Origin of the sequence: Ruminococcus sp. FC2018, from assembly GCF_000621805.1 — a bacterium.
Classification (GTDB): Bacteria; Bacillota; Clostridia; order Oscillospirales; family Ruminococcaceae; genus Hominimerdicola.
Genome location: NZ_JHXH01000004.1, coordinates 110,042 through 128,218 on the forward strand (window position 1 = coordinate 110,042; position 18,177 = coordinate 128,218).

Annotated in this window: 18 protein-coding genes and 1 other RNA gene; 11 read left to right on the forward strand and 8 right to left on the reverse strand. The window is 45.2% G+C overall.

The genetic code is table 11. From position 1 onward, the window contains the following. Window positions 1-25 precede the first annotated feature (25 nt). Window positions 26-1,333 carry an AI-2E family transporter gene (locus tag T494_RS0104015; protein WP_028505189.1) on the reverse strand — a complete coding sequence of 436 codons (1,308 nt, stop codon included), beginning with the start codon at window positions 1,331-1,333 and terminating at the stop codon, window positions 26-28. 540 nt (window positions 1,334-1,873) lie between these two features. Between T494_RS0104015 and trpS the strand changes: the two genes are divergently transcribed. The 4 genes from trpS (at window position 1,874) to mnmA (ending at window position 5,387) form a co-directional block, all read left to right on the forward strand. Continuing rightward, window positions 1,874-2,950 carry a tryptophan--tRNA ligase gene (gene trpS, locus T494_RS0104025; protein ID WP_028505190.1) on the forward strand — a complete coding sequence of 359 codons (1,077 nt, stop codon included), beginning with the start codon at window positions 1,874-1,876 and terminating at the stop codon, window positions 2,948-2,950. 572 nt (window positions 2,951-3,522) lie between these two features. After that, window positions 3,523-3,879: a hypothetical protein gene (locus T494_RS0104030; RefSeq protein WP_028505191.1), complete on the forward strand. Its 357-nt coding sequence runs from the start codon at window positions 3,523-3,525 to the stop codon at window positions 3,877-3,879. Between the two features lie 13 nt (window positions 3,880-3,892). Beyond that, on the forward strand, window positions 3,893-4,333 hold the full coding sequence (gene rnhA, locus T494_RS0104035; protein ID WP_028505192.1) for a ribonuclease HI: 441 nt from the start codon (window positions 3,893-3,895) through the stop codon (window positions 4,331-4,333). Window positions 4,334-4,346: 13 nt separating this feature from the next. Further along, window positions 4,347-5,387, forward strand: a complete 1,041-nt coding sequence (gene mnmA / locus T494_RS0104040) for a tRNA 2-thiouridine(34) synthase MnmA (protein WP_028505193.1) — start codon at window positions 4,347-4,349, stop codon at window positions 5,385-5,387. Between the two features lie 60 nt (window positions 5,388-5,447). Here the strand turns inward: mnmA and thrH are convergent, their stop codons facing one another. The 4 genes from thrH to T494_RS0104060 all read right to left on the reverse strand — a co-directional run bounded on the left by thrH (window position 5,448) and on the right by T494_RS0104060 (window position 9,192). Beyond that, window positions 5,448-6,050: a bifunctional phosphoserine phosphatase/homoserine phosphotransferase ThrH gene (gene thrH / locus T494_RS0104045; RefSeq protein ID WP_028505194.1), complete on the reverse strand. Its 603-nt coding sequence runs from the start codon at window positions 6,048-6,050 to the stop codon at window positions 5,448-5,450. A 102-nt stretch (window positions 6,051-6,152) separates the two neighbouring features. Then, a complete protein-coding gene (locus T494_RS0104050; protein WP_037343869.1) occupies window positions 6,153-7,514 on the reverse strand; it encodes a serpin family protein in 1,362 nt (453 codons plus the stop codon). A 124-nt stretch (window positions 7,515-7,638) separates the two neighbouring features. After that, on the reverse strand, window positions 7,639-8,712 hold the full coding sequence (locus tag T494_RS0104055) for an FkbM family methyltransferase (RefSeq protein ID WP_028505196.1): 1,074 nt from the start codon (window positions 8,710-8,712) through the stop codon (window positions 7,639-7,641). Window positions 8,713-8,763: 51 nt separating this feature from the next. Beyond that, window positions 8,764-9,192, reverse strand: coding sequence for a PH domain-containing protein (locus T494_RS0104060; protein ID WP_028505197.1), 429 nt, complete (start codon window positions 9,190-9,192; stop codon window positions 8,764-8,766). A gap of 377 nt (window positions 9,193-9,569) precedes the next feature. Here T494_RS0104060 and T494_RS13335 point away from each other — a divergent pair, with 377 nt between their 5' ends. After that, entirely contained in the window at window positions 9,570-10,295 is a 726-nt protein-coding gene (locus T494_RS13335) for a sporulation initiation factor Spo0A C-terminal domain-containing protein (RefSeq protein WP_028505198.1), read from the forward strand. A gap of 237 nt (window positions 10,296-10,532) precedes the next feature. Beyond that, window positions 10,533-11,561: a CAP domain-containing protein gene (locus tag T494_RS13340; RefSeq protein WP_051540045.1), complete on the forward strand. Its 1,029-nt coding sequence runs from the start codon at window positions 10,533-10,535 to the stop codon at window positions 11,559-11,561. Window positions 11,562-11,713: 152 nt separating this feature from the next. Here the strand turns inward: T494_RS13340 and ssrS are convergent. The 3 genes from ssrS to T494_RS0104080 form a co-directional block, all read right to left on the reverse strand. After that, window positions 11,714-11,924, reverse strand: a non-coding RNA gene (gene ssrS / locus T494_RS13605) — 6S RNA. Window positions 11,925-12,018: 94 nt separating this feature from the next. Beyond that, complete coding sequence (locus T494_RS0104075; RefSeq protein WP_037343872.1) at window positions 12,019-12,360, reverse strand: DUF1292 domain-containing protein; 342 nt, start codon at window positions 12,358-12,360, stop codon at window positions 12,019-12,021. Between the two features lie 1,732 nt (window positions 12,361-14,092). Further along, the gene (locus T494_RS0104080; protein WP_028505200.1) at window positions 14,093-15,061 is read right to left on the reverse strand and encodes an aldo/keto reductase; all 969 of its coding nucleotides are present in this window, start codon (window positions 15,059-15,061) and stop codon (window positions 14,093-14,095) included. A 165-nt stretch (window positions 15,062-15,226) separates the two neighbouring features. Here T494_RS0104080 and T494_RS0104085 point away from each other — a divergent pair, with 165 nt between their 5' ends. From T494_RS0104085 to T494_RS0104105, 5 genes are all read left to right on the forward strand, one after another. Next, window positions 15,227-15,484, forward strand: coding sequence for a dihydroxyacetone kinase (locus tag T494_RS0104085; RefSeq protein ID WP_037343876.1), 258 nt, complete (start codon window positions 15,227-15,229; stop codon window positions 15,482-15,484). Window positions 15,485-15,643: 159 nt separating this feature from the next. Beyond that, window positions 15,644-16,048 carry a YlxM family DNA-binding protein gene (ylxM, locus tag T494_RS0104090; RefSeq protein ID WP_028505202.1) on the forward strand — a complete coding sequence of 135 codons (405 nt, stop codon included), beginning with the start codon at window positions 15,644-15,646 and terminating at the stop codon, window positions 16,046-16,048. A gap of 12 nt (window positions 16,049-16,060) precedes the next feature. Then, entirely contained in the window at window positions 16,061-17,473 is a 1,413-nt protein-coding gene (gene ffh / locus T494_RS0104095) for a signal recognition particle protein (RefSeq protein ID WP_028505203.1), read from the forward strand. Window positions 17,474-17,539: 66 nt separating this feature from the next. Beyond that, entirely contained in the window at window positions 17,540-17,779 is a 240-nt protein-coding gene (gene rpsP, locus T494_RS0104100; RefSeq protein WP_028505204.1) for a 30S ribosomal protein S16, read from the forward strand. A 104-nt stretch (window positions 17,780-17,883) separates the two neighbouring features. Further along, window positions 17,884-18,117 (forward strand): KH domain-containing protein, encoded by a 234-nt coding sequence (locus tag T494_RS0104105; RefSeq protein WP_028505205.1) that lies wholly within the window; start codon window positions 17,884-17,886, stop codon window positions 18,115-18,117. The last annotated feature ends 60 nt before the right edge of the window (window positions 18,118-18,177 follow it).

Below are 18,177 nucleotides of genomic sequence, written 5' to 3' on the forward strand. Positions count from 1 at the left end.
GGAGCTCCAAACTCCGAGGTCGTTTTTATTCGCCTATTTTATATTCCTTTATGTCCTCATCGCCCTCGAACTTTATCTCGTTCACCTCATCGGCGGTGGGGATAACTATCTTCTCAAGCTCCTCAACTGTCAGCGGTTTCTTCTTTTCCGGCTTAGCATAAAGATGCTCGATATCCTGCTTGTAATACTCTGTTGTTACAGGCAGCTTCTTCCTTCTCAGCTTGTTTTCGACCCATGACCTTGTAAAGCTGTACAAAAGTGCGAACATCGGAACTGCAAGAACCATTCCCGCAAATCCGAAAAGTCCTCCGCATATAATAAGGGAAACAAGCACCCAGAATCCGGGAAGACCCGTGGAATCTCCCAGTATCTTCGGTCCAAGAACGTTTCCGTCAAACTGCTGAAGTATAAGGATGAATATAAACAGAAGTATTGCTTTCTTCGGATCGACGATCACCATAAGGATAGTCGACGGCACGGCACCGATGATCGGACCGAAGAACGGGATAATATTGGTTACGCCCACGATAACCGCTATCATAATGTTATAAGGCATACCCATAAGAGTAAGACCGATAAAGCACAAAAGACCAATGATTATGGAGTCTATTATCTTTCCTGTGATAAATCCGGAGAAAACCTTGTTTGCCTGCGCCGAAACATTCATTATCTTTGCGCAGGTGGATTTTTTGGTTATGGATACAATGGTCTTTTTTATCTGCGCAAGCAAAGTTTCCTTGTTGCACAGCATATAAATTGAAACGATAAAGCCCAGAGCAAAGTCCTTGATAAACGAAAGAACGTCCCATGCTCCCGAAACAAGATCGTCCATCATTGGCTGGATCTTCTCAAATATAACCGAGGCATCTTTGGTAAAATCGTCTATCTTCTCGGTGGCAGTCCTTACAAGACTGGGGTAATTGCTGAAAGTGTTTTTTATCCAGTTTTCAAGCTTATCCCGCAGATCTCCCATGTTGTTGAAAAGATCCTTGATCGACTTGACCAGCTCAGGTACTACTATCACAAGAAGTCCTACCACAATGCCAATGAACACAAGGGATGCCACTGTTACGGAAAAGGCACGCATAAGCTTGCCGGAGCCGCCATTTTTTTTCTTCTTGAAAAGCTTTTCCGTGTTGACCATTATCGGGTTCATCAGAAATGCGATGATAAGTCCCCAGATCACAGGGCTGAGCACCTTCATCAGAGTACCGAAGACGTTTGCTATGGCATCAAATTTGAGTATGGCAACAATAAGCAGCACATTTGCCGCAATCACCAACGCCGCATACAACGCCACGGTATTGTATTTTTTGTTAGGTACTATCTTCATTCTACCACTCCGTTATGCCTTTATGGCATTTACATACATATACATATTTAGTATACACCTTTTCAGGCAGAAATGCAACCTTTTTGAAAAATATTTTATCTTTTTCACCATATCAAGCATATCTGCTCCCGCTTTCGTTCACATAATATTAAAACATTCCTGCCCCAAGGGGCGCAATAAGCTGTTGACAAAGCATCAAAAAAAGAATATAATGATAGGTGAAATATGATAAATCCTGTGACCGGGAGTAAGTAGCCGTGGATAAACCTTTCAGAGAGCTGCCGTTTGGGTGCGAGGCAGCAGGCAGACCTTGTGCGAATGGACCTGTGAGGAGCTGCGGGAACGCTTTATCTTTAAAGCAAGTATCGCCTGCCGTGTTCCCTGCGTTAAAGCGGACGGATATGTAAGTATCCTTTAAATGCCATTGGGTGGCAAAACGGTGTTCTATCGTCCCATAGCGGAGGATAGGGCTTATTTTTTTTACGGCAAATAAGACAGCAAAAAATCAGTTGTACAATAATCTTGATAAGGAGTAAAAACATGGAAAACAATATTATTCTCACAGGCGACCGCCCCACCGGGTCACTTCACCTTGGACACTATGTGGGTTCTCTGCGAAAAAGAGTCGAGATGCAAAACACAGGCAAGTATCAGCAGTTTGTAATGATAGCTGACCTGCAGGCGCTTACCGACAATGCCGACAACCCGCAGAAAATACGTGATAACATTATGGAGGTAATGCTTGACTACTTAGCCGCCGGGCTTACCCCGGACAAAACTACTTTCCTTGTCCAGTCACATATTCCTGCCCTTTATGAGCTGCCAATGTACTACTCAAACCTTGTTACAATGTCAAGACTTGAGCGTAACCCCACTATAAAAAACGAGATAAAAATGCGTAACTTCGAGCGCAGCATTCCCGTGGGCTTTATGACCTACCCCATAAGCCAGGCTGCGGACATAACCGCTTTCAAGGCAAAATACGTTCCCGTTGGAGAGGACCAGCTGCCTATGCTGGAACAGGCAAGAGAGATCGTAAACAGCTTCAACAGAGTGTATAACTGCGATATCCTCGTTGAGCCTGAGGCTGTGCTCCCCGATTCGGACAGCTGCAACAGACTTGTTGGCACCGACGGAAACGCCAAAATGAGTAAGTCACTTGGAAACTGCATTTACCTCAAGGACGATGAAAAGACTATCAAGACAAAGATAATGTCCATGTTCACCGACCCCACTCACATAAACGTCACCGACCCGGGTCACACCGAAAATAACCCTGTTTTCCTTTATCTCGAGGCATTTTCAACAGATGAGGACTTTAAAAAGTATCTCCCCGATTATGCTAACCTTCAGGAAATGAAGGAGCATTATGAGCGTGGCGGACTTGGAGATATGAAGTGCAAGAAACTGCTAAACAGCGTAATGCAGGAGTATCTCGCACCTATCAGAGCAAGACGTGAGGAGTACGCAAAGGACATGGGAGAGGTGCTCAATATGCTCAGAAAAGGCACCGAAAAGGCAGTTGAGGTTTCAAATGAAACTGTCAACGAGGTGCGCAACGCTATCGGTATCAACTATTTCAACGACAAGACCTTTATGGATAAGATTTTCAAATAATACTTTTGGGCTGCGAGCTTCGCAGCCTTTTTTTGTTGACATACCTTTTCAAGTATATTATAATATAAATCAGAATTTATCATCATACGTTTGGCGAATACTCGGGGAGGACCCTTTTGAAAGAAGGTTGGAGAATGGCATCGCCATTCTCCCGAGTAACCGTGGTAACGGTTACTCCATCTCCCCCAAACCCCACCCCTAAAACTTTTATTGCTTTTTCTGCACAAGATGTCTGCGACATCTTGCACTGAAAAAGTAGTGAGAGTTCAGGAGGAGAGATTAAGGGAAACACTTTCAAGAGGTCAACCCAAATATTTACCAAACGTATGATGATAACTCGGATTTACCACATTATCCTTGCGTAGTAGTTGGGGATTTCTCTTAAGGGGGTTCTCATATCTCCTTAGGACTTATAGTTATTTTTTCCTGCCCCGTCGCAGACGGGGTGGGGAAAAATCATTAATAGGTTTCTGAGGGGGTCTGGGGGAACTCTTCTCTTAAAAGAGTTCCCCCAGCTGCTACCCAAGGGTACTGCGGTAAATTCTGGTTTAACAAAGTAAGGAGGCAGGCAAATGCTCGGATACGGTGACAAGGAAAAGCGGCTGATAGAAAGCGGCTTTGACAATGTAAAGTCGGTACTTCTCGGTGATGACATTGAACAGGCTCGCAGGGTACTTTTCTGCCTTGACAGGTACCTTGACCCTTATCACAGAAACAGGCTTTCTTATGAAAACGAGCTGTGTGAGCTGCTGGAGAATATAGTTATCACCAGTGATGAGGACGGACTAATTGATGACTGTTTACAGCTTCTTGGGGACTATGCCGTCATACCTCTTACGATTCTTGAGGAGAACATTGAGAGCGTAAAGAAAAATATGCGTTCACAGGCAAGATACGTGATAAATATGCAGACAGAATCTTTTGTTTGAAACGGAGAGCAGTATGAAAGAAGTTGAGATATTTACCGATGGTGCCTGTTCGGGCAATCCGGGTCCCGGAGGCTACGGTGCGATTTTAAAATACAAGGGAGTGGAAAAAGAGATCTCCGGCGGCGAAGCACACACCACCAACAACCGCATGGAGATGACCGCCGTGATCACCGCCCTTGAAATGCTCAAAGAGCCCTGCAAGGTCACATTGTACAGCGACTCAAAATACGTTATTGATTCGGTAACAAAGGGCTGGGTCAAGAACTGGGAGAAAAAGAACTGGATGAGAGGCAGCGAAAAGGTGCCTAACACAGAGCTTTGGAAAAAGCTGCTCGCACTTCTTGATAAGCACAAGGTCGAGTTCGTATGGGTAAAGGGACACGCAGGTCACCCGGAAAACGAACGCTGCGACAGGCTTGCGGTGGAACAGTCGCAAAAGTTTAAGGAACCCTGATACTGGAGGTCATATGGAAAAAAGCAAAAAAGTTCTTGTGGCAATGTCGGGAGGCGTTGACAGCTCTGTCTGCGCAAAATTGCTGATAGAAAAAAATTTTGAAGTCGCAGGCGCAACGATGAGCCTTTGTCCCGAGCACGAGCAGGACGTTGCCGATGCACGCAGCGTCGCTGAAAAACTCGGTATCCCCTTTTATGTTTTCGACTTTGCAGACGAGTTCAGAACTCATGTCACAGACAGATTCGTGAATACCTATCTCAGCGGCGGCACGCCAAATCCCTGTGTTGACTGCAACCGTCATCTCAAATTCGGAAAGTTTCTCAACAGAGCGCAGGAGCTTGGTTTTGATTACATTGCAACGGGGCACTATGTTACCAAGGTAAGAGACGAGAAAACAGGTAGGTGGCTTCTGAAGCGCTCGGCGGACAGAAAAAAAGACCAGACCTATGTGCTGTATTCTCTCACACAGGATCAGCTGGAGCACAGCCTGTTCCCTGTGGGCGAGATGAACAAGGACGAGATCAGGGCGATCGCCGATGAAAACCAACTTGTAAATGCAGACAAGCCCGATTCACAGGACATCTGCTTTATCCCCGACGGCAGCTACGCAGACTTTATAACTGCACGCACGGGTGAGCAAGCGGGCGGCGATATCGTTCTGACCACAGGGGAAAAGCTGGGCACGCACAAGGGACTTATATATTACACTGTCGGACAGCGCAGAGGCGTTGGCGTTTCATACAGCGAACCGCTGTTTGTTATAGAAAAAGACTGCGCAGGCAACAGGCTCGTTATGGGCACTCCCGATAAGCTGCTGCGCTCGACGCTGACAGCGTGCGATGTGAATATGCTCACCACAGACGAGCTTAACAGTCCAATTAAATGTACAGCTTGCACGAGATACCACCAGCAGGATATGCCCTGCACGGTAACGCCCATAGGCGAAAAGCGTGTAAGAGTGGACTTTGAGCAGCCGCACAAGGCGATCTGCAAGGGACAGGCAGTAGTATTCTATGACGGGGACTATCTTATAGGCGGAGGAACGATAGAATAAATAATGGTACAAAAAAACGGACTTGAAATCAAATCAAGTCCGTCTCTTTTTGTAAGTTTATCAATCCATTGCGTTTTTGATAGCCTCATAAAGCTCGTCATAAGTCTCATACGCAGGGATATCGGGGTTTTCTGCCTTGATGTTGTCAGGGCTCTTGAAAAGGAAGCCTGCTTTGCTTGCCTTTATCATGCCAAGGTCGTTGTGGCTGTCGCCGGATGCGATAGTCTCAAAGCCTATGGACTGCAAAGCCTTGACAGTGGTGTACTTGGACTTCTCCACTCTCATCTTGTAACCTGTTATATCCCCGTTTTCAGCTACCTCAAGGGTGTTGCAGAATATAGTGGGCATACCCAGCTTTTTCATCAAAGGCTTTGCAAACTGTGTGAATGTATCGCTTATGATGATGACCTGTGAAAGATCTCTGAGCTTATCCAGAAACTCCTTTGCGCCCGGCATAGGATCTATTTTAGCAATAGTTTCCTGGATCTCTTTAAGTCCCAGACCGTGCTCTTTGAGTATGGCAAGTCGGTACTTCATCAGCTTGTCGTAATCAGGCTCATCACGGGTGGTCTTTCTCAGCTCCGGGATACCGCTTGCCTCAGCAAAGGCTATCCATATCTCGGGAACCAGCACTCCTTCAAGATCCAGACAGGTGATATACATTGACATTTTACATTCCTCCCATTAGAAGATATACGGAAATCACATTCCTTACATCAATGATTATACCACACTGTGGCCACACATTCAAGGATATTTTGTGAATTATTGAACGCTTGGGTCACACATTGTACCCATAAATACAGGCAGTCCTGTTTCGGTGTCCATTATTGCATATGCAAAAGGTCTGTCCAGATAAACTCTTTTAGTCTCTGTCTCTTCCAAAGCACATTTGGCATCCATTGTAACAACTGTTGCAGCCGCAGCCTTGGTCCCCTTTGCGTCCAGCTCGATATGTGTTTTGTGCAGCACTGAGCCTATATAAAGGGACTTGTCCCCGGTCATATTGGAGAAATCCGCATTCATTGTAAAGGCTTCCTCCATGCCCATATCACTGAGTGCCTTATTGAGAGTAATATCATAGTCATACTTGAACTGCGGTGTCCTTGTAATCACCTCATATCTGCCTGTTCTGCTCTTGTAAAGCTTTGCAAAGCTATCCGCAGTAAGAGATGATACATATTCGGATATGCTTGTGCCCTCGTTCGGGAGAATTGCCATAAAAGCATACTTTCCGCCGCTGTAAGTTTTTACAAAGCCCGTTTCGTGCTCTCCGCTAACAAAGCTTTTCTCCGTTGAACAAAGCATTGTGCAGTCTATCTTTTTACCACTTGCATTGGTAAAGCTGCTGTTTTCCTCTATCTGGTCGTCCTCGTACGGAACTGCCCACTTTGCATCAAAAGCTATACAGTTTACAAGCACAGCTCTTGCGTCTGCGTCCAGTTTTTCCAGTATCTTTGGGATCATCTTGTCGGTCTTTTCGTTTACCCAGCTGTTGATATTTTCAACTGTGCCCTCATCAAAGGGTGCTTTGAACATTTCCGCATTGAATTGCTCCTTACAGGTCCTTGCGAAGCTCTCCGACAGTGTCAGCCCCTTCATATCCTTCAGCCATATGGAATTTGCAATGTTCAGCTTTGAATTCTCGGTGTTATTATTATGTGCATCTGAAATGAGCAGGTGCATATTCTTGTTGAAATCCTCCATGCTCACGCCCTTGCACAAAACCTCCTGCATCTGCTTCAGCGTGTTTTCATTTGCACCGTTTGCTGTCATGCCAAGAGCAAAGGCTACCGACTCGGGAGATACCAGTGTATTCTTCCCCTGCTCCAGATCCTGTCTTACAGACTGCTTGAAAAGCTCCACGGAAAAGCTGTTCATGCCCTGGGCAAACTCATTTGTTATCTCCTCGTTTTTCGATGCAGGGGCAAAGGAATAGTTTGCCGTCGGCTGTAAAGCATTTCCGCCGACTGTTACAGCAGGCGGTTCTGGCTCACTTGGCTGTGGCCGGGTAACTATTGAAGGTGTGGGAGCTGCGGTCAGCTGTGATGAAGCCTGCTCGCTGCAGGAACACATACCCATTACCATTGTTATTGCTATAACTGCGCTTATTATCTTTTTAAACATAAAAACACTCCTTATTCGTTATCTGCTTGCTTAACGTTTACAACAGATATACGAACAAGGAGCGTGTTTTTTATTGTGACGTTTTACACAAAGTTAAAGATTTATTTTTGTGAAAGCTGACATTTTACCGTGGCACGCAGTAAAGATTGGTCTCCCAGCACGGGTAATATCTTGACTGGCGCAAATAGAATCTGTAATCGCTGTTTATTTTGTTTATCATCAGAGGCAGAAGAAAATAGTCATAGGGCTTGTGATAAAGTGCAGCGCATATCTTAGGGGAATATTTCCTGATGGTTTTTATGCTGCCGGCAAGTGCCTCATAATCCGCCCCCTCAACGTCGTATTTCACATAGGTACAACCGTTTTGCGCAATGCTGTCCAGAGTCAGCGTATCTACAAGTTCACCTTTCTCGGAAACCTTAGCCTGCCTTCCGGCTCCTGCTGAAAAAAGCAGCTGTGTCTGCACATTCCACGCAGCAGCGTTGTAAAGGGTGATGTTCGGATATTTTCCGGTGTTTTGCACGCACTTTTTAAAGTTGCGTCTGTTGGGCTCCACTCCTGTTATGCTCTTATATTGTCCGTTGGTGCGGGCAACAAAGCTTTCTATGGTGTCCCCACGGTAAGCCCCCAGGTCGAAATACATCTCCCGGCTCCCCAGCTGCAAAAGGCTCTGTGCCTCCTGCTCGTCGCAAAAGCACTCACGCAGATACCTCCCCTGTCCTGTTATCTTGAATGCGGTGATGCACTCAAATGTCCTGCGGGAAAAATCGTCCTCCAGCAGCGAGTATGCCCTTTGCGCCTTTGAGTACAGGTCAAGAAATCTCTGCCTGCAAAAATATCCCTTATCTGTCACGGATATTTCCGGGATAACAAGCTCGTATCTGTCCTCAATGCTCTCTATGCGCCTCATTATCTCATCAAGGCTGCTGCCGAAGCCCAGCACCACCAGCTTGTCCCGGGAGTCCTGCATAACATCGCTGAATTTCTCCACCCTGTACCCGCAGAAGCTCTGTCCTCTTACAAAATCATCGCTGGCAAAGATCCCTTTGCAGCTTATTCCCATACGCCTGAAAAGCCCCAGCAGCTTTTCGCTCCCGTTTCCCATTCCGTAGATGTATATGGGTTTGTCCGTGCGCTCAAGCCGCCCCCAGCAATCCTCAAGACTCTCAAAAGAATTCCTGTCAAGTCCGTTCAACATCTTTACCTCCGAAAAAAGGCGGAAAACTCAATTTCCGCCTTAAAGTCAATATCAATAATAATAACCGTCTGAATCAATGTCACCTTCGATGAAAGCATCGTCCGAATGATCGCCAAAGGAACCTCCAACCATATCTCTGCCTCTTACACGGTACTTGTCACGGTTGATATTGATGTATTTATCCAGCTGCTCAAGAACCTCCCTTGGCTTCTTCACAGACTTTACTATTTTTATAGGTGTATCTACATCACGCACGTGCATCTGTATAGTGCCGCACTTGAACAATCTCTGTCCCAGAGTTAGGATAAGCTTTTTATCGGTAACTCTGTAAAGCTCCAGCTCATCCTCCTGCACTCTCAGCACACCGCTGCGGGTAATAAACTTTGTTTCGGTGAGAAAATATCTTGTAAACGAAAGAGGCAAACCGAAAAGAGTGCGTTTTTTATCTGTCCAGATGTAATTGAACATATCTTTTTTCATTGTCCTGACCCCCCGATAATTTTTAAACAGCTGCGCACAAAGATCTGCGCTTTTGTTACAGGTTTAGTTTAGCACAACAACACTGTTTTGTCAAGCACCGCAATATCACGCTAACGAGCTTTGGGTATGATCCAGACTTATCATGACTCAAAGCACAACTGCCTGCGATCATCATACAAAAAGCAACCTACATTTCTCCCCTTGGGGCATTGTCGAAAAATATCGTTTTATGCGACCGGTGTTAAGTTGTTATTAATAATCGTTAACGTTGAGATTAAATCAAGATTTAGTTTTTGATAACACAGCCAATTGGTGCGCTTATTATGATATAATAGCATATTGTGACAATCAAAAGTTACATGGAGGGAAATAGAAAAATGAATGAAGAAAAGATCAGTATCCTTATCGGAAGGGATCACGGCAAAGCACTGCAGCTGGGGCAGGTGCTTGCCTCAAGCGGAGCGTTTATCAGCTATACCGAGGACAGCGTTCTGCACATACTCAACGATTTTATGCGTATCAGACCCCACGCCCTTATTCTTTCAAGCCTGACAGGTAAGTACGATGAGCTTTGCGCTCTTCTCAAAAGGTCAGAACGACCGCCGTATATCGTCCTGATCTGTGAAAACCACAACACCAACGGCTGCGGCTGCGTGTACGCCGACCTTATCCTTGACCCGCAGGACAAAAACATAGTTGACAAGCTGCGTGTGCACTTGTTTGACCCATACCGGTTCCCCACAGGCAATAAAGATAAAAAGATGAACGACGCCGTTATTGCCGATGTTCTTTTTGACCTTTGCGTCACCAAGAACTATACGGGCTACATATTTATTCTGGAAGCCATTAAAATGGCTCTTGAAACGTCTAATTTCACACGCTGCGTCTCAAAAGAGATATACCCCGCTATCGCTGCCCGATTCAATGTATCTCCCGGGAGCGTGGAGAGAAACATACGCACAGCTATCCAGAGCGCATGGACCCGCACAGGTATGTCTGTAAAGCGGGAGTATTTCGGGACCTTTGCTCACGATGAAAGATGGCGTCCAACAAACAGCCAGTTTATCTTCATAATTGCAGACAGACTTTCCGCAAGAGCATAATATAAATCAAAAAGGAGCCGGATAAAACCGACTCCATATTTTTTCGGCAGTCTGCTCCCCGCACCGCCTGTTCGGGCTGTTCTGCGGACAAGCCGATAACTGCGCCTTGCCACCCGAAGCGCTGCAAGGCATAACTGCCGCTATGCTATACTATGCGCTCAGCGGATGCGTGGTGCCTCGGGGTATTGACTAAGCTGCAAAAAAGTGGTATTATTTACATGATAAGGGGTGGTCTTCATGACAAAGAAAATAATTAGTGCATTACTCGGACTCACTGTGCTGTTTATGACAGGGTGCAGTGGGGACAGCGTGGACGATACAAGTAAGACCGAGAACAGTTTGGCAACCGATACTACAACTACTGTGGTGACTGAAAGCAATAAAGACTGGACACCCGATCTGATAGCTTCTGCTCCTGCGGATACATCTAAAAAAGAGGAAAAGAACACGACAAAGACCGAGGACAAAAACAGCAAAGGTGATAACCAGACAGACGCAACCACAACGACCGCTAAGGCGCAGGCAGATACCACCACAAAGCAAGCTGCGGCTACCATCAAGTCAACTGTAAAAGCTACTACGAAGACCACTACAAAAGCACAAGCCACTAATTACATCGGTAAGTGCCACGCTTGCGGAAGTGGTGTAACATCAAGCAATTGCGTAAAACTCGGTGATGGTACATTTTATTGCAATGCTTGCAAAAATGCTCACAAATGCTATAACTGTGGAAAGGTATGCAGCTCCTCAAATGGAATAGAAGCTTGGACACCTTGGGGAACTATATATCAATGCTACTCCTGCCGTCCTGACCTCAAACCAGAACCTTTGCCTAAAGATATAAAGGGGACAGATGCAGAAGCGAGAACAGAAGCACAGATAGTTGTAGACCTTACGAACAAGCTTCGTGCTTCGTATGGATTTGGCTCACTTAAAACGGATAGCAGACTTACAGCGGCAGCTATGGCGAGAGCAAAAGAGCTGGCAACATTGTATAGTCATACAAGACCGAACGGTAACAGCGGGGGGACTATTTCGCTCGAATATAATAGAAACGCTTGTCCAAATGGGGAGAATATACAGATGCAATGTTCTACAGGCTATGAAGAAGGCAAAGATATTTACCAAGCGTGGGAAAACAGTCCTGGACATAAAGCTACAATGTTGGATAAAAGCAGCACATATATCGGAGTCGGGATATATTATGTATATAAAAACGGAAGTAAGTACACCTATTCCGTGCAACTCTTTTTAAACGGCATTTAAACCAAAAAAGGACTCGAAAAATTTACGGGTCCTTTTTTTGTTCTCTCGGAATATTGCTATGTTCACTTTATGTTTTCAATATAACATACATAGCGCAAAAAAAGCGAGGCTCATAAGAACCTCGCTTTAACACATACCGTGTGGTACGCTAAAAAATAACCGCCTTGCCGTCGCACAGTTGATAAAACCCGCTCTCGCAGGTGGGTACCAGCCCAATGACTTCTCGCTCCCAGCGTCCGTACATACACGGCACAAAGTCGGCGTATGCCGGGAGGTCTGCAATCCGTTTCTCGGAGACCCGGTTCCCTTTTATTTGTGTGTTGGATTTATAATGACCGTGCTTAACGCACAAGGCAGAAATCTTATTTACTGTTATTATAATACCACATTTTCGTCAATTATTCAAGTATGATTTTATACAAATTATTGTACGAATATTTGTACAATAAACCGGTCATCAGCTGAAATGCTTATCGTCTGCGCCCTGAGTCTCTTCCTCGTCGTCAAAGTCAAACATCTCCTCGATGCGCTTCATGAATATGTCGCCGATGCGCTCATACTCCTCCTCGTCATCTATGGACGCAAGGATCTCATCGTTGTTTTCATCAAACTCAGATCTTAAAATGACCACCTCTCCTGAGTCATCAAGCATATTCTCAAGGTCATCCTCATCATAATATGGAGTCAGCGCATAGTATTTCTCGCCCTCATACTCCATTACATCAAGAAGCTCGAAGCTCTGCTTGTTTCCCTGCTCGTCCTCAAGCTCGTAAAGATCCGGTGTGTATTCTTCATTCATGTCCGCCTTCAGCCCCCGCCTTTGCGGAAGCCTCCCCCTTTCCGATATAAATGATCCGCCCCCCGAGCCTGTCCCGCCCGGTCAGAAACTACCCTAATATACAGCAAAACGGCTAAACAAAAAGGCTATCAAGCCAACTTGCCCGCCGCAACTATATCATTATACTACATCTTATATAAGATGTCAAGGGTTTGTTTGTAAAAGTAATATTAAATATAATTTTTTAGAAAATGTTGAAAAAAACTATTGACAAGTAACAAAAAGTGTGCTATATTATGTACAAGAAATCAAAGACCGAACAACTCACTTGGAGGTGAGGCTGAACACAGGCGGAAAGAGCGGTGCACCGGCGCAGGCGCACACAGCGTTCGCAGGTGGTTTTGTATAGTAGGCAGATGGCTGCATACATCCGACCGATGTTTCTGTAGCGAAGCCGAAGACAGACGGTTTGAGATTACTTTGATCGTGAACTATACCGGGTTGAAGTGAACACGCTGCGAGCTCTTGATGTTATCGGGAGTTATGGATACAGCGAGGAACTCCGTGAAGTTTAATCAGACACGAAAGGAGCGAGTCCCATGGGCGCACTGGATATTAAGAGTGGTAGCCATAGGCTCGGCGGTTTAGGTAATTAAGAGGATCGGGACACGGACGTAAGAGCCGTCAGATCAAAATTCAATGATTTACATAAGACTTTACCGCCTTGCCTGATGGAACACGAACTAATTTCAGACCTTCAAAGCAAGGCTGCCATATTTTACAACTGAATATTTACGGCTTGGATGCCAAATTGACGTAACGTTTTTATTATATTGGAATGGAGTTGTTTCCCATGCACGATTTTGATTATTTTGACGAGAAAGAAATATGATGAAAGAGTGATTCCGGTGTAATATGTATTTTAGCTTGTAATATCTCGTATATATGTTTTAGGAGTGATGCACTATGAAAATAGTTTGCACAAGGTTCTTGAACATCTGAAATTAAGGAGTGAGTCCGCCAAGACATTTACGAGTTTGAAGCTCTTTTTAAAAGAATTCTGAACTATTTTTACAGACGGGAGTGGTGCACTATGAAAATGCTGTGCACAAAGTGTTTGAATATTTGACAGACAGGAGTGAGACCGCCAGAAAGTTCAGTTTTTAAGCTTTAGTTGAAAGCTTTACTTGATTTGATATCATTCTATCCGAAAGGAAATTAAACCAATGGCTTGATTAAACGCATTTTACAATGCACGTACTTAAATTATTACTTTTACCATGTCCGCAGATCTCATATTTCCATAGGTAATAAATCCGGCAGGTCGGTGTTTTTTCGACAGCCCGGACCTTTTCGGAGATTGATCCGAGAGAAATAGCTGATTTCTGTCGACGAAATTCTATGAAGGGCGTGAGTCCAAAGTACAATTTATGATTTCAATTTGACTTTACGATAATTAACCGAAAGGTGTGAGTCCGAAATTCTGTTTTAAATGAATGATGTGAACAGCGTTTGTTCACTCACAGGACGTTTAATTCTACGAAAGGTGTAAAGTCCAATGGCTTAATTTGATTTCAAACCAATTATTCTTTTTGATTGGAGTGAGTTGCGATGTGCTAACCAATTTTAGTACATATGCATTTAGATAGTTGAAATATACAGAGAGCAGCGTTTTTGCTGCTCTCTTTTGCTTGTATGCTAATGTATACAATAAAATGCCCACTGCCTGAATGACAGTGGGCATAGATCGTTGTCATATCTTGTTTTCAAGAAATGCTACCGTTTTTTCATCGTACCTCAGATCCTGAGCAGCCATGTTTTCTTCTATCTGCCACGGTCTGGAAGCCGCAAACACAGAGGTTACAAAAAACGGCTGGCTGGAAAGATATCCAAAGGGTATTACTGCCGGAGATGCGCCGGTCCTTGCACTGAGTTCCTTTACCCTGGCAAGCCTTGCAAGGTTTGCAGTGCTTGCATACTGACCCTCCGGGAGATACTGGGCAGCGTCGCCCTTGGCAAGCTTTGAAAAGAAGCCCTTAGCCTGCGGTGAAAACGCCATAAGCGGAAATTTGTTCTCGCTGTACCAGCGAAACTCCCTTGTGTCCATGCAAACAAGTGTGGGATCGCCCAGAATACTGCTGCTTGCGTGTGCAAGGCTGTAATAGATCTGACTTATCCTGATCGGCTCCATGCCGTTTTTTGCTGCAAAATCATTTGCCGCCTGTATCCTCTGGCATGACCAGTTTGATACGCCGATAAAGTGCGCCTTTCCGCTTTGGTATATATCATTGAGCACAGGCATTATCTCCTCAACAGGGACCTTTGTATCGTCACGGTGCAGGAAAAATATATCCACATGATCTGTGCCAAGACATTCAAGGCTGTCATTTATGTCCTTTTCAAGGTCTTCCCTGCTCAGTCGGTTCTCGTCCATGTGTCCCATGGCAGGGTGACCGCCCTTTGTCGCCAGAACTATTTTATCACGGTTATTGCGTGCCTTTATCCACCGCCCGATAACTCCCTCGCTTGAATTATGACCGTCCTCCAGCCAGTCGCAGTAGACCCTTGCGGTATCTATAAACCAACCACCGCAGGAGCAATATGTATCCAGAAGCTCAAAATACACATCGTCATTGTCGTGGCGCATGAAATCACTTGTGCCAAAAGTGAGCGAAGGCAGCTCTATCTGGTATTTTTCGTTTTTCAGCGTGTAGCTTATCATATTACACATCTCCCCCTTATATAATTCAATCAACTACAAGAAAAGTATATCATAAATTTTACGCCAATTTCAAAATTTTTTGTTAAATTATTCACAACATATTGGTACAACAAATATATGCTTTTAATCAACAGCATATGATTTTTTAGCAACGGAGGTTTTATCATGGAAGATATCGAATACAGATACGATACCCAGCTTCTTATTGATGCTGAAAACCTTGACGAGGACGAGGTAAGCGAATACTTTGAGAAAAACTTTAAAGGCGACTGCCTGCTGGCTATAGGTGACGAAGAGGTAATGAAGATACATTATCACACCAATGAGCCATGGAAGGTCCTGGAGTACTGCGCAAGCCTGGGAGAGATCTATGATATCGTCGTTGAGGATATGGACAGACAGTCAAGAGGTCTGAAGGGTTGAACCCTTCGGACTTTTTGCTTTTGATGGCGCAGATACGCTGTTTTTGCCCTTGTGAAGAAAAAATTGCGAAAAGGGCTTGACAAGTAAGTTTACTTGATATATAATTAGATGTGTTGTAAAGGCAATCAGCTTTACATTTTTGGAAAGGAGACGGTCTTCTTGAGCAAGAATTTAGGAATGTGTCAGCTTCTTGATCTGTATGGCGGTCTGCTTACCGAGAAACAGCGTGACATAATGGATATGTACTATAACGATGATTTTTCACTTGGCGAGATCGCAGACCATTACGATATTTCCCGCCAGGGTGTCCACGATGCGATCAAGCGGGGTGATGAAGCCCTTGAGGAATACGAAAGCAAGCTGGGACTGCTGGACGCAGACAACGCTCACAAGCAGGAAATACTTGAATACAAAAAGCTTGCGCTGGATGCATTCAACGAGTGTAATGCCCATCGCTCCTTCCGCTCGGTAGCCGAAAAGATAGTGACCTTGCTGGAAACGTTCGATGAAAGGCTTGCGGATTACGAGAATCCGGAGCCGCAGGAGGAAGAATCAAAGGATTAACGGAGGATATATATGGCGTTTGAAGGACTTTCTGAAAAACTTAACGGCGTGTTCAAGCGTCTCAGATCAAGAGGACGTCTGAGCGAGGCTGACGTTAAGGAGGCTATGCGTGAAGTCAAAATGGCTTTGCTGGAAGCCGACGTCAGCTACAAGGTCGTAAAGGATTTTGTAAATAATGTTTCCGAACGTGCCGTGGGAGAGGATGTTCTTAAAAGCCTTACCCCGGGACAGCAGGTGATCAAGATCGTTCATGAAGAGCTTATCAAGCTCATGGGCGAGGCAAATGCAAAGATAAATTTTCCCAACAAGCCCCCCTGCATCATTATGATGTGCGGACTTCAGGGCTCAGGTAAAACCACTCACGCAGCAAAGCTGGCAAAGATGTTCAAGGATCAGGACAAAAGACCTTTGCTTATTGCCGCTGACGTTTACAGACCTGCCGCTATCGAACAGCTGAAGGTCGTGGGTGCAAGAGCAGAAGTCCCGGTTTTTGAAATGGGACAGATCGACCCCAGAAAGATAGTCAAAGAGGGCATAAAGCACGCCAAGGACTATGGCAACGACCTGGTCATCATAGATACGGCAGGACGTCTGCACATAGACGAGGAGCTTATGAACGAGCTGAAGGATATAAAGGCTATTGCAGAGCCTAACGAGATCATGCTTGTAGTGGATGCAATGATCGGTCAGGACGCAGTAAAGGTCGCTTCAAGCTTTGATGAAGCTCTGGGCATCGACAGCGTAATACTCACAAAGCTTGATTCAGACACCCGTGGCGGTGCGGCTCTTTCAGTGCTTGCGGTAACAGGTAAGCCGATCAAGTTTGTGGGCATGGGTGAAAAGCTGGGCGAGTTCGAGCCTTTCCACCCGGAAAGAATGGCATCAAGAATACTTGACATGGGCGATATGCTCACGCTTATCGAGAAAGCTACCCAGACGGTGGACGAAAAGGATGCCAAGAAACTTGCAAAGAAGATGCAGGAAAAAGGCTTTGACCTTAACGATCTGCTGGATCAGATGAAACAGATACACAAAATGGGCTCTATGAAGTCCCTTATCAGGCTTCTCCCCGGTGCGGGAAAAATTGACGACGAACAGCTTGAAAAAGGCGAACAGCAGCTGAAAAAGACAGAGGCAATGATAAACTCCATGACCAAGATCGAGCGTGAAAAGCCGTCAATAATAGATCCTAAGAGAAAGCGCAGGATCGCTGCCGGAAGCGGCACTCAGGTGTCCGATATAAACCAGCTTTTAAAGCAGTTTGATCAGATGCAGAAGATGATGAAGCAATTTGGCATAGGCGGCAATCTGCACGGCAAAAAAGCCAAGATGAACCGCTCCGCACTGCTCAAAGGACTTGGCGGCATGGGCGGCATGGGCGGCATGGGCGGCATGGGAGGATTCGGAGACGGCTTCCCGCAGTAACAGACCGATAGATATCAACTAAGGATATTTATTTATACAAGTAAGACAATCGGAGGTGAAAATATAATGGCAGTAAAGATCAGACTGAGAAGGATCGGTGCTAAGAAGGCTCCTTTCTACAGAATCGTTGTTGCAGATTCAAGATACCCAAGAGACGGACGCTGCATCGAGGAGCTTGGCTACTATGATCCTACCAAGGAGCCTACCGTATTCAAGGTAGACGCTGAGAAGGCTAATGCCTGGATCGCAAAGGGTGCTCAGCCCACAGATACAGTTAAGGCACTTTTCAAGAAGAACAACATATAAGCTTGTACTTCAAAAACCAGTAAGGCACTTATCCCACCACAGCCTTACCGGTTTATCCGGTGGGGAGACCCACCGTTTTCTTTGTGGGAGAACGGAGTTCAGACATGAAAGAATTACTTGAAACAATAGTTTCAGAGCTTGTTGAAAACAAAGACGCTGTAGAAGTGGTTGTTGACGAGCCAAACGAGGAGGGCATAATCGTGTATCATCTGCACGTGGCTTCCGAGGATATGGGCAGGGTCATCGGCAAGCAGGGGCGTATTGCAAAGGCTATCAGAGTTGTTATGAGAGCAAGCGCTTCAAGAAAAGATCAGAAAATAATGGTCGAGATAGACTGATAAAAACAAAGGCTTCGCTTATGCGGAGCTTTTTTACTGCAAAAAAAAACGGCATGAGGA

Bases quoted from the DNA above. Each gene is read 5' to 3' on its own strand.
- T494_RS0104015 (WP_028505189.1), bottom strand. From the start codon at position 1,333: ATGAAGATAGTACCTAACAAAAAATACAATACCGTGGCGTTGTATGCG.
- trpS (WP_028505190.1), top strand. From the start codon at position 1,874: ATGGAAAACAATATTATTCTCACAGGCGACCGCCCCACCGGGTCACTT.
- T494_RS0104030 (WP_028505191.1), top strand. From the start codon at position 3,523: ATGCTCGGATACGGTGACAAGGAAAAGCGGCTGATAGAAAGCGGCTTT.
- rnhA (WP_028505192.1), top strand. From the start codon at position 3,893: ATGAAAGAAGTTGAGATATTTACCGATGGTGCCTGTTCGGGCAATCCG.
- mnmA (WP_028505193.1), top strand. From the start codon at position 4,347: ATGGAAAAAAGCAAAAAAGTTCTTGTGGCAATGTCGGGAGGCGTTGAC.
- thrH (WP_028505194.1), bottom strand. From the start codon at position 6,050: ATGTATATCACCTGTCTGGATCTTGAAGGAGTGCTGGTTCCCGAGATA.
- T494_RS0104050 (WP_037343869.1), bottom strand. From the start codon at position 7,514: ATGTTTAAAAAGATAATAAGCGCAGTTATAGCAATAACAATGGTAATG.
- T494_RS0104055 (WP_028505196.1), bottom strand. From the start codon at position 8,712: ATGTTGAACGGACTTGACAGGAATTCTTTTGAGAGTCTTGAGGATTGC.
- T494_RS0104060 (WP_028505197.1), bottom strand. From the start codon at position 9,192: ATGAAAAAAGATATGTTCAATTACATCTGGACAGATAAAAAACGCACT.
- T494_RS13335 (WP_028505198.1), top strand. From the start codon at position 9,570: ATGAATGAAGAAAAGATCAGTATCCTTATCGGAAGGGATCACGGCAAA.
- T494_RS13340 (WP_051540045.1), top strand. From the start codon at position 10,533: ATGACAAAGAAAATAATTAGTGCATTACTCGGACTCACTGTGCTGTTT.
- T494_RS0104075 (WP_037343872.1), bottom strand. From the start codon at position 12,360: ATGAATGAAGAATACACACCGGATCTTTACGAGCTTGAGGACGAGCAG.
- T494_RS0104080 (WP_028505200.1), bottom strand. From the start codon at position 15,061: ATGATAAGCTACACGCTGAAAAACGAAAAATACCAGATAGAGCTGCCT.
- T494_RS0104085 (WP_037343876.1), top strand. From the start codon at position 15,227: ATGGAAGATATCGAATACAGATACGATACCCAGCTTCTTATTGATGCT.
- ffh (WP_028505203.1), top strand. From the start codon at position 16,061: ATGGCGTTTGAAGGACTTTCTGAAAAACTTAACGGCGTGTTCAAGCGT.
- rpsP (WP_028505204.1), top strand. From the start codon at position 17,540: ATGGCAGTAAAGATCAGACTGAGAAGGATCGGTGCTAAGAAGGCTCCT.
- T494_RS0104105 (WP_028505205.1), top strand. From the start codon at position 17,884: ATGAAAGAATTACTTGAAACAATAGTTTCAGAGCTTGTTGAAAACAAA.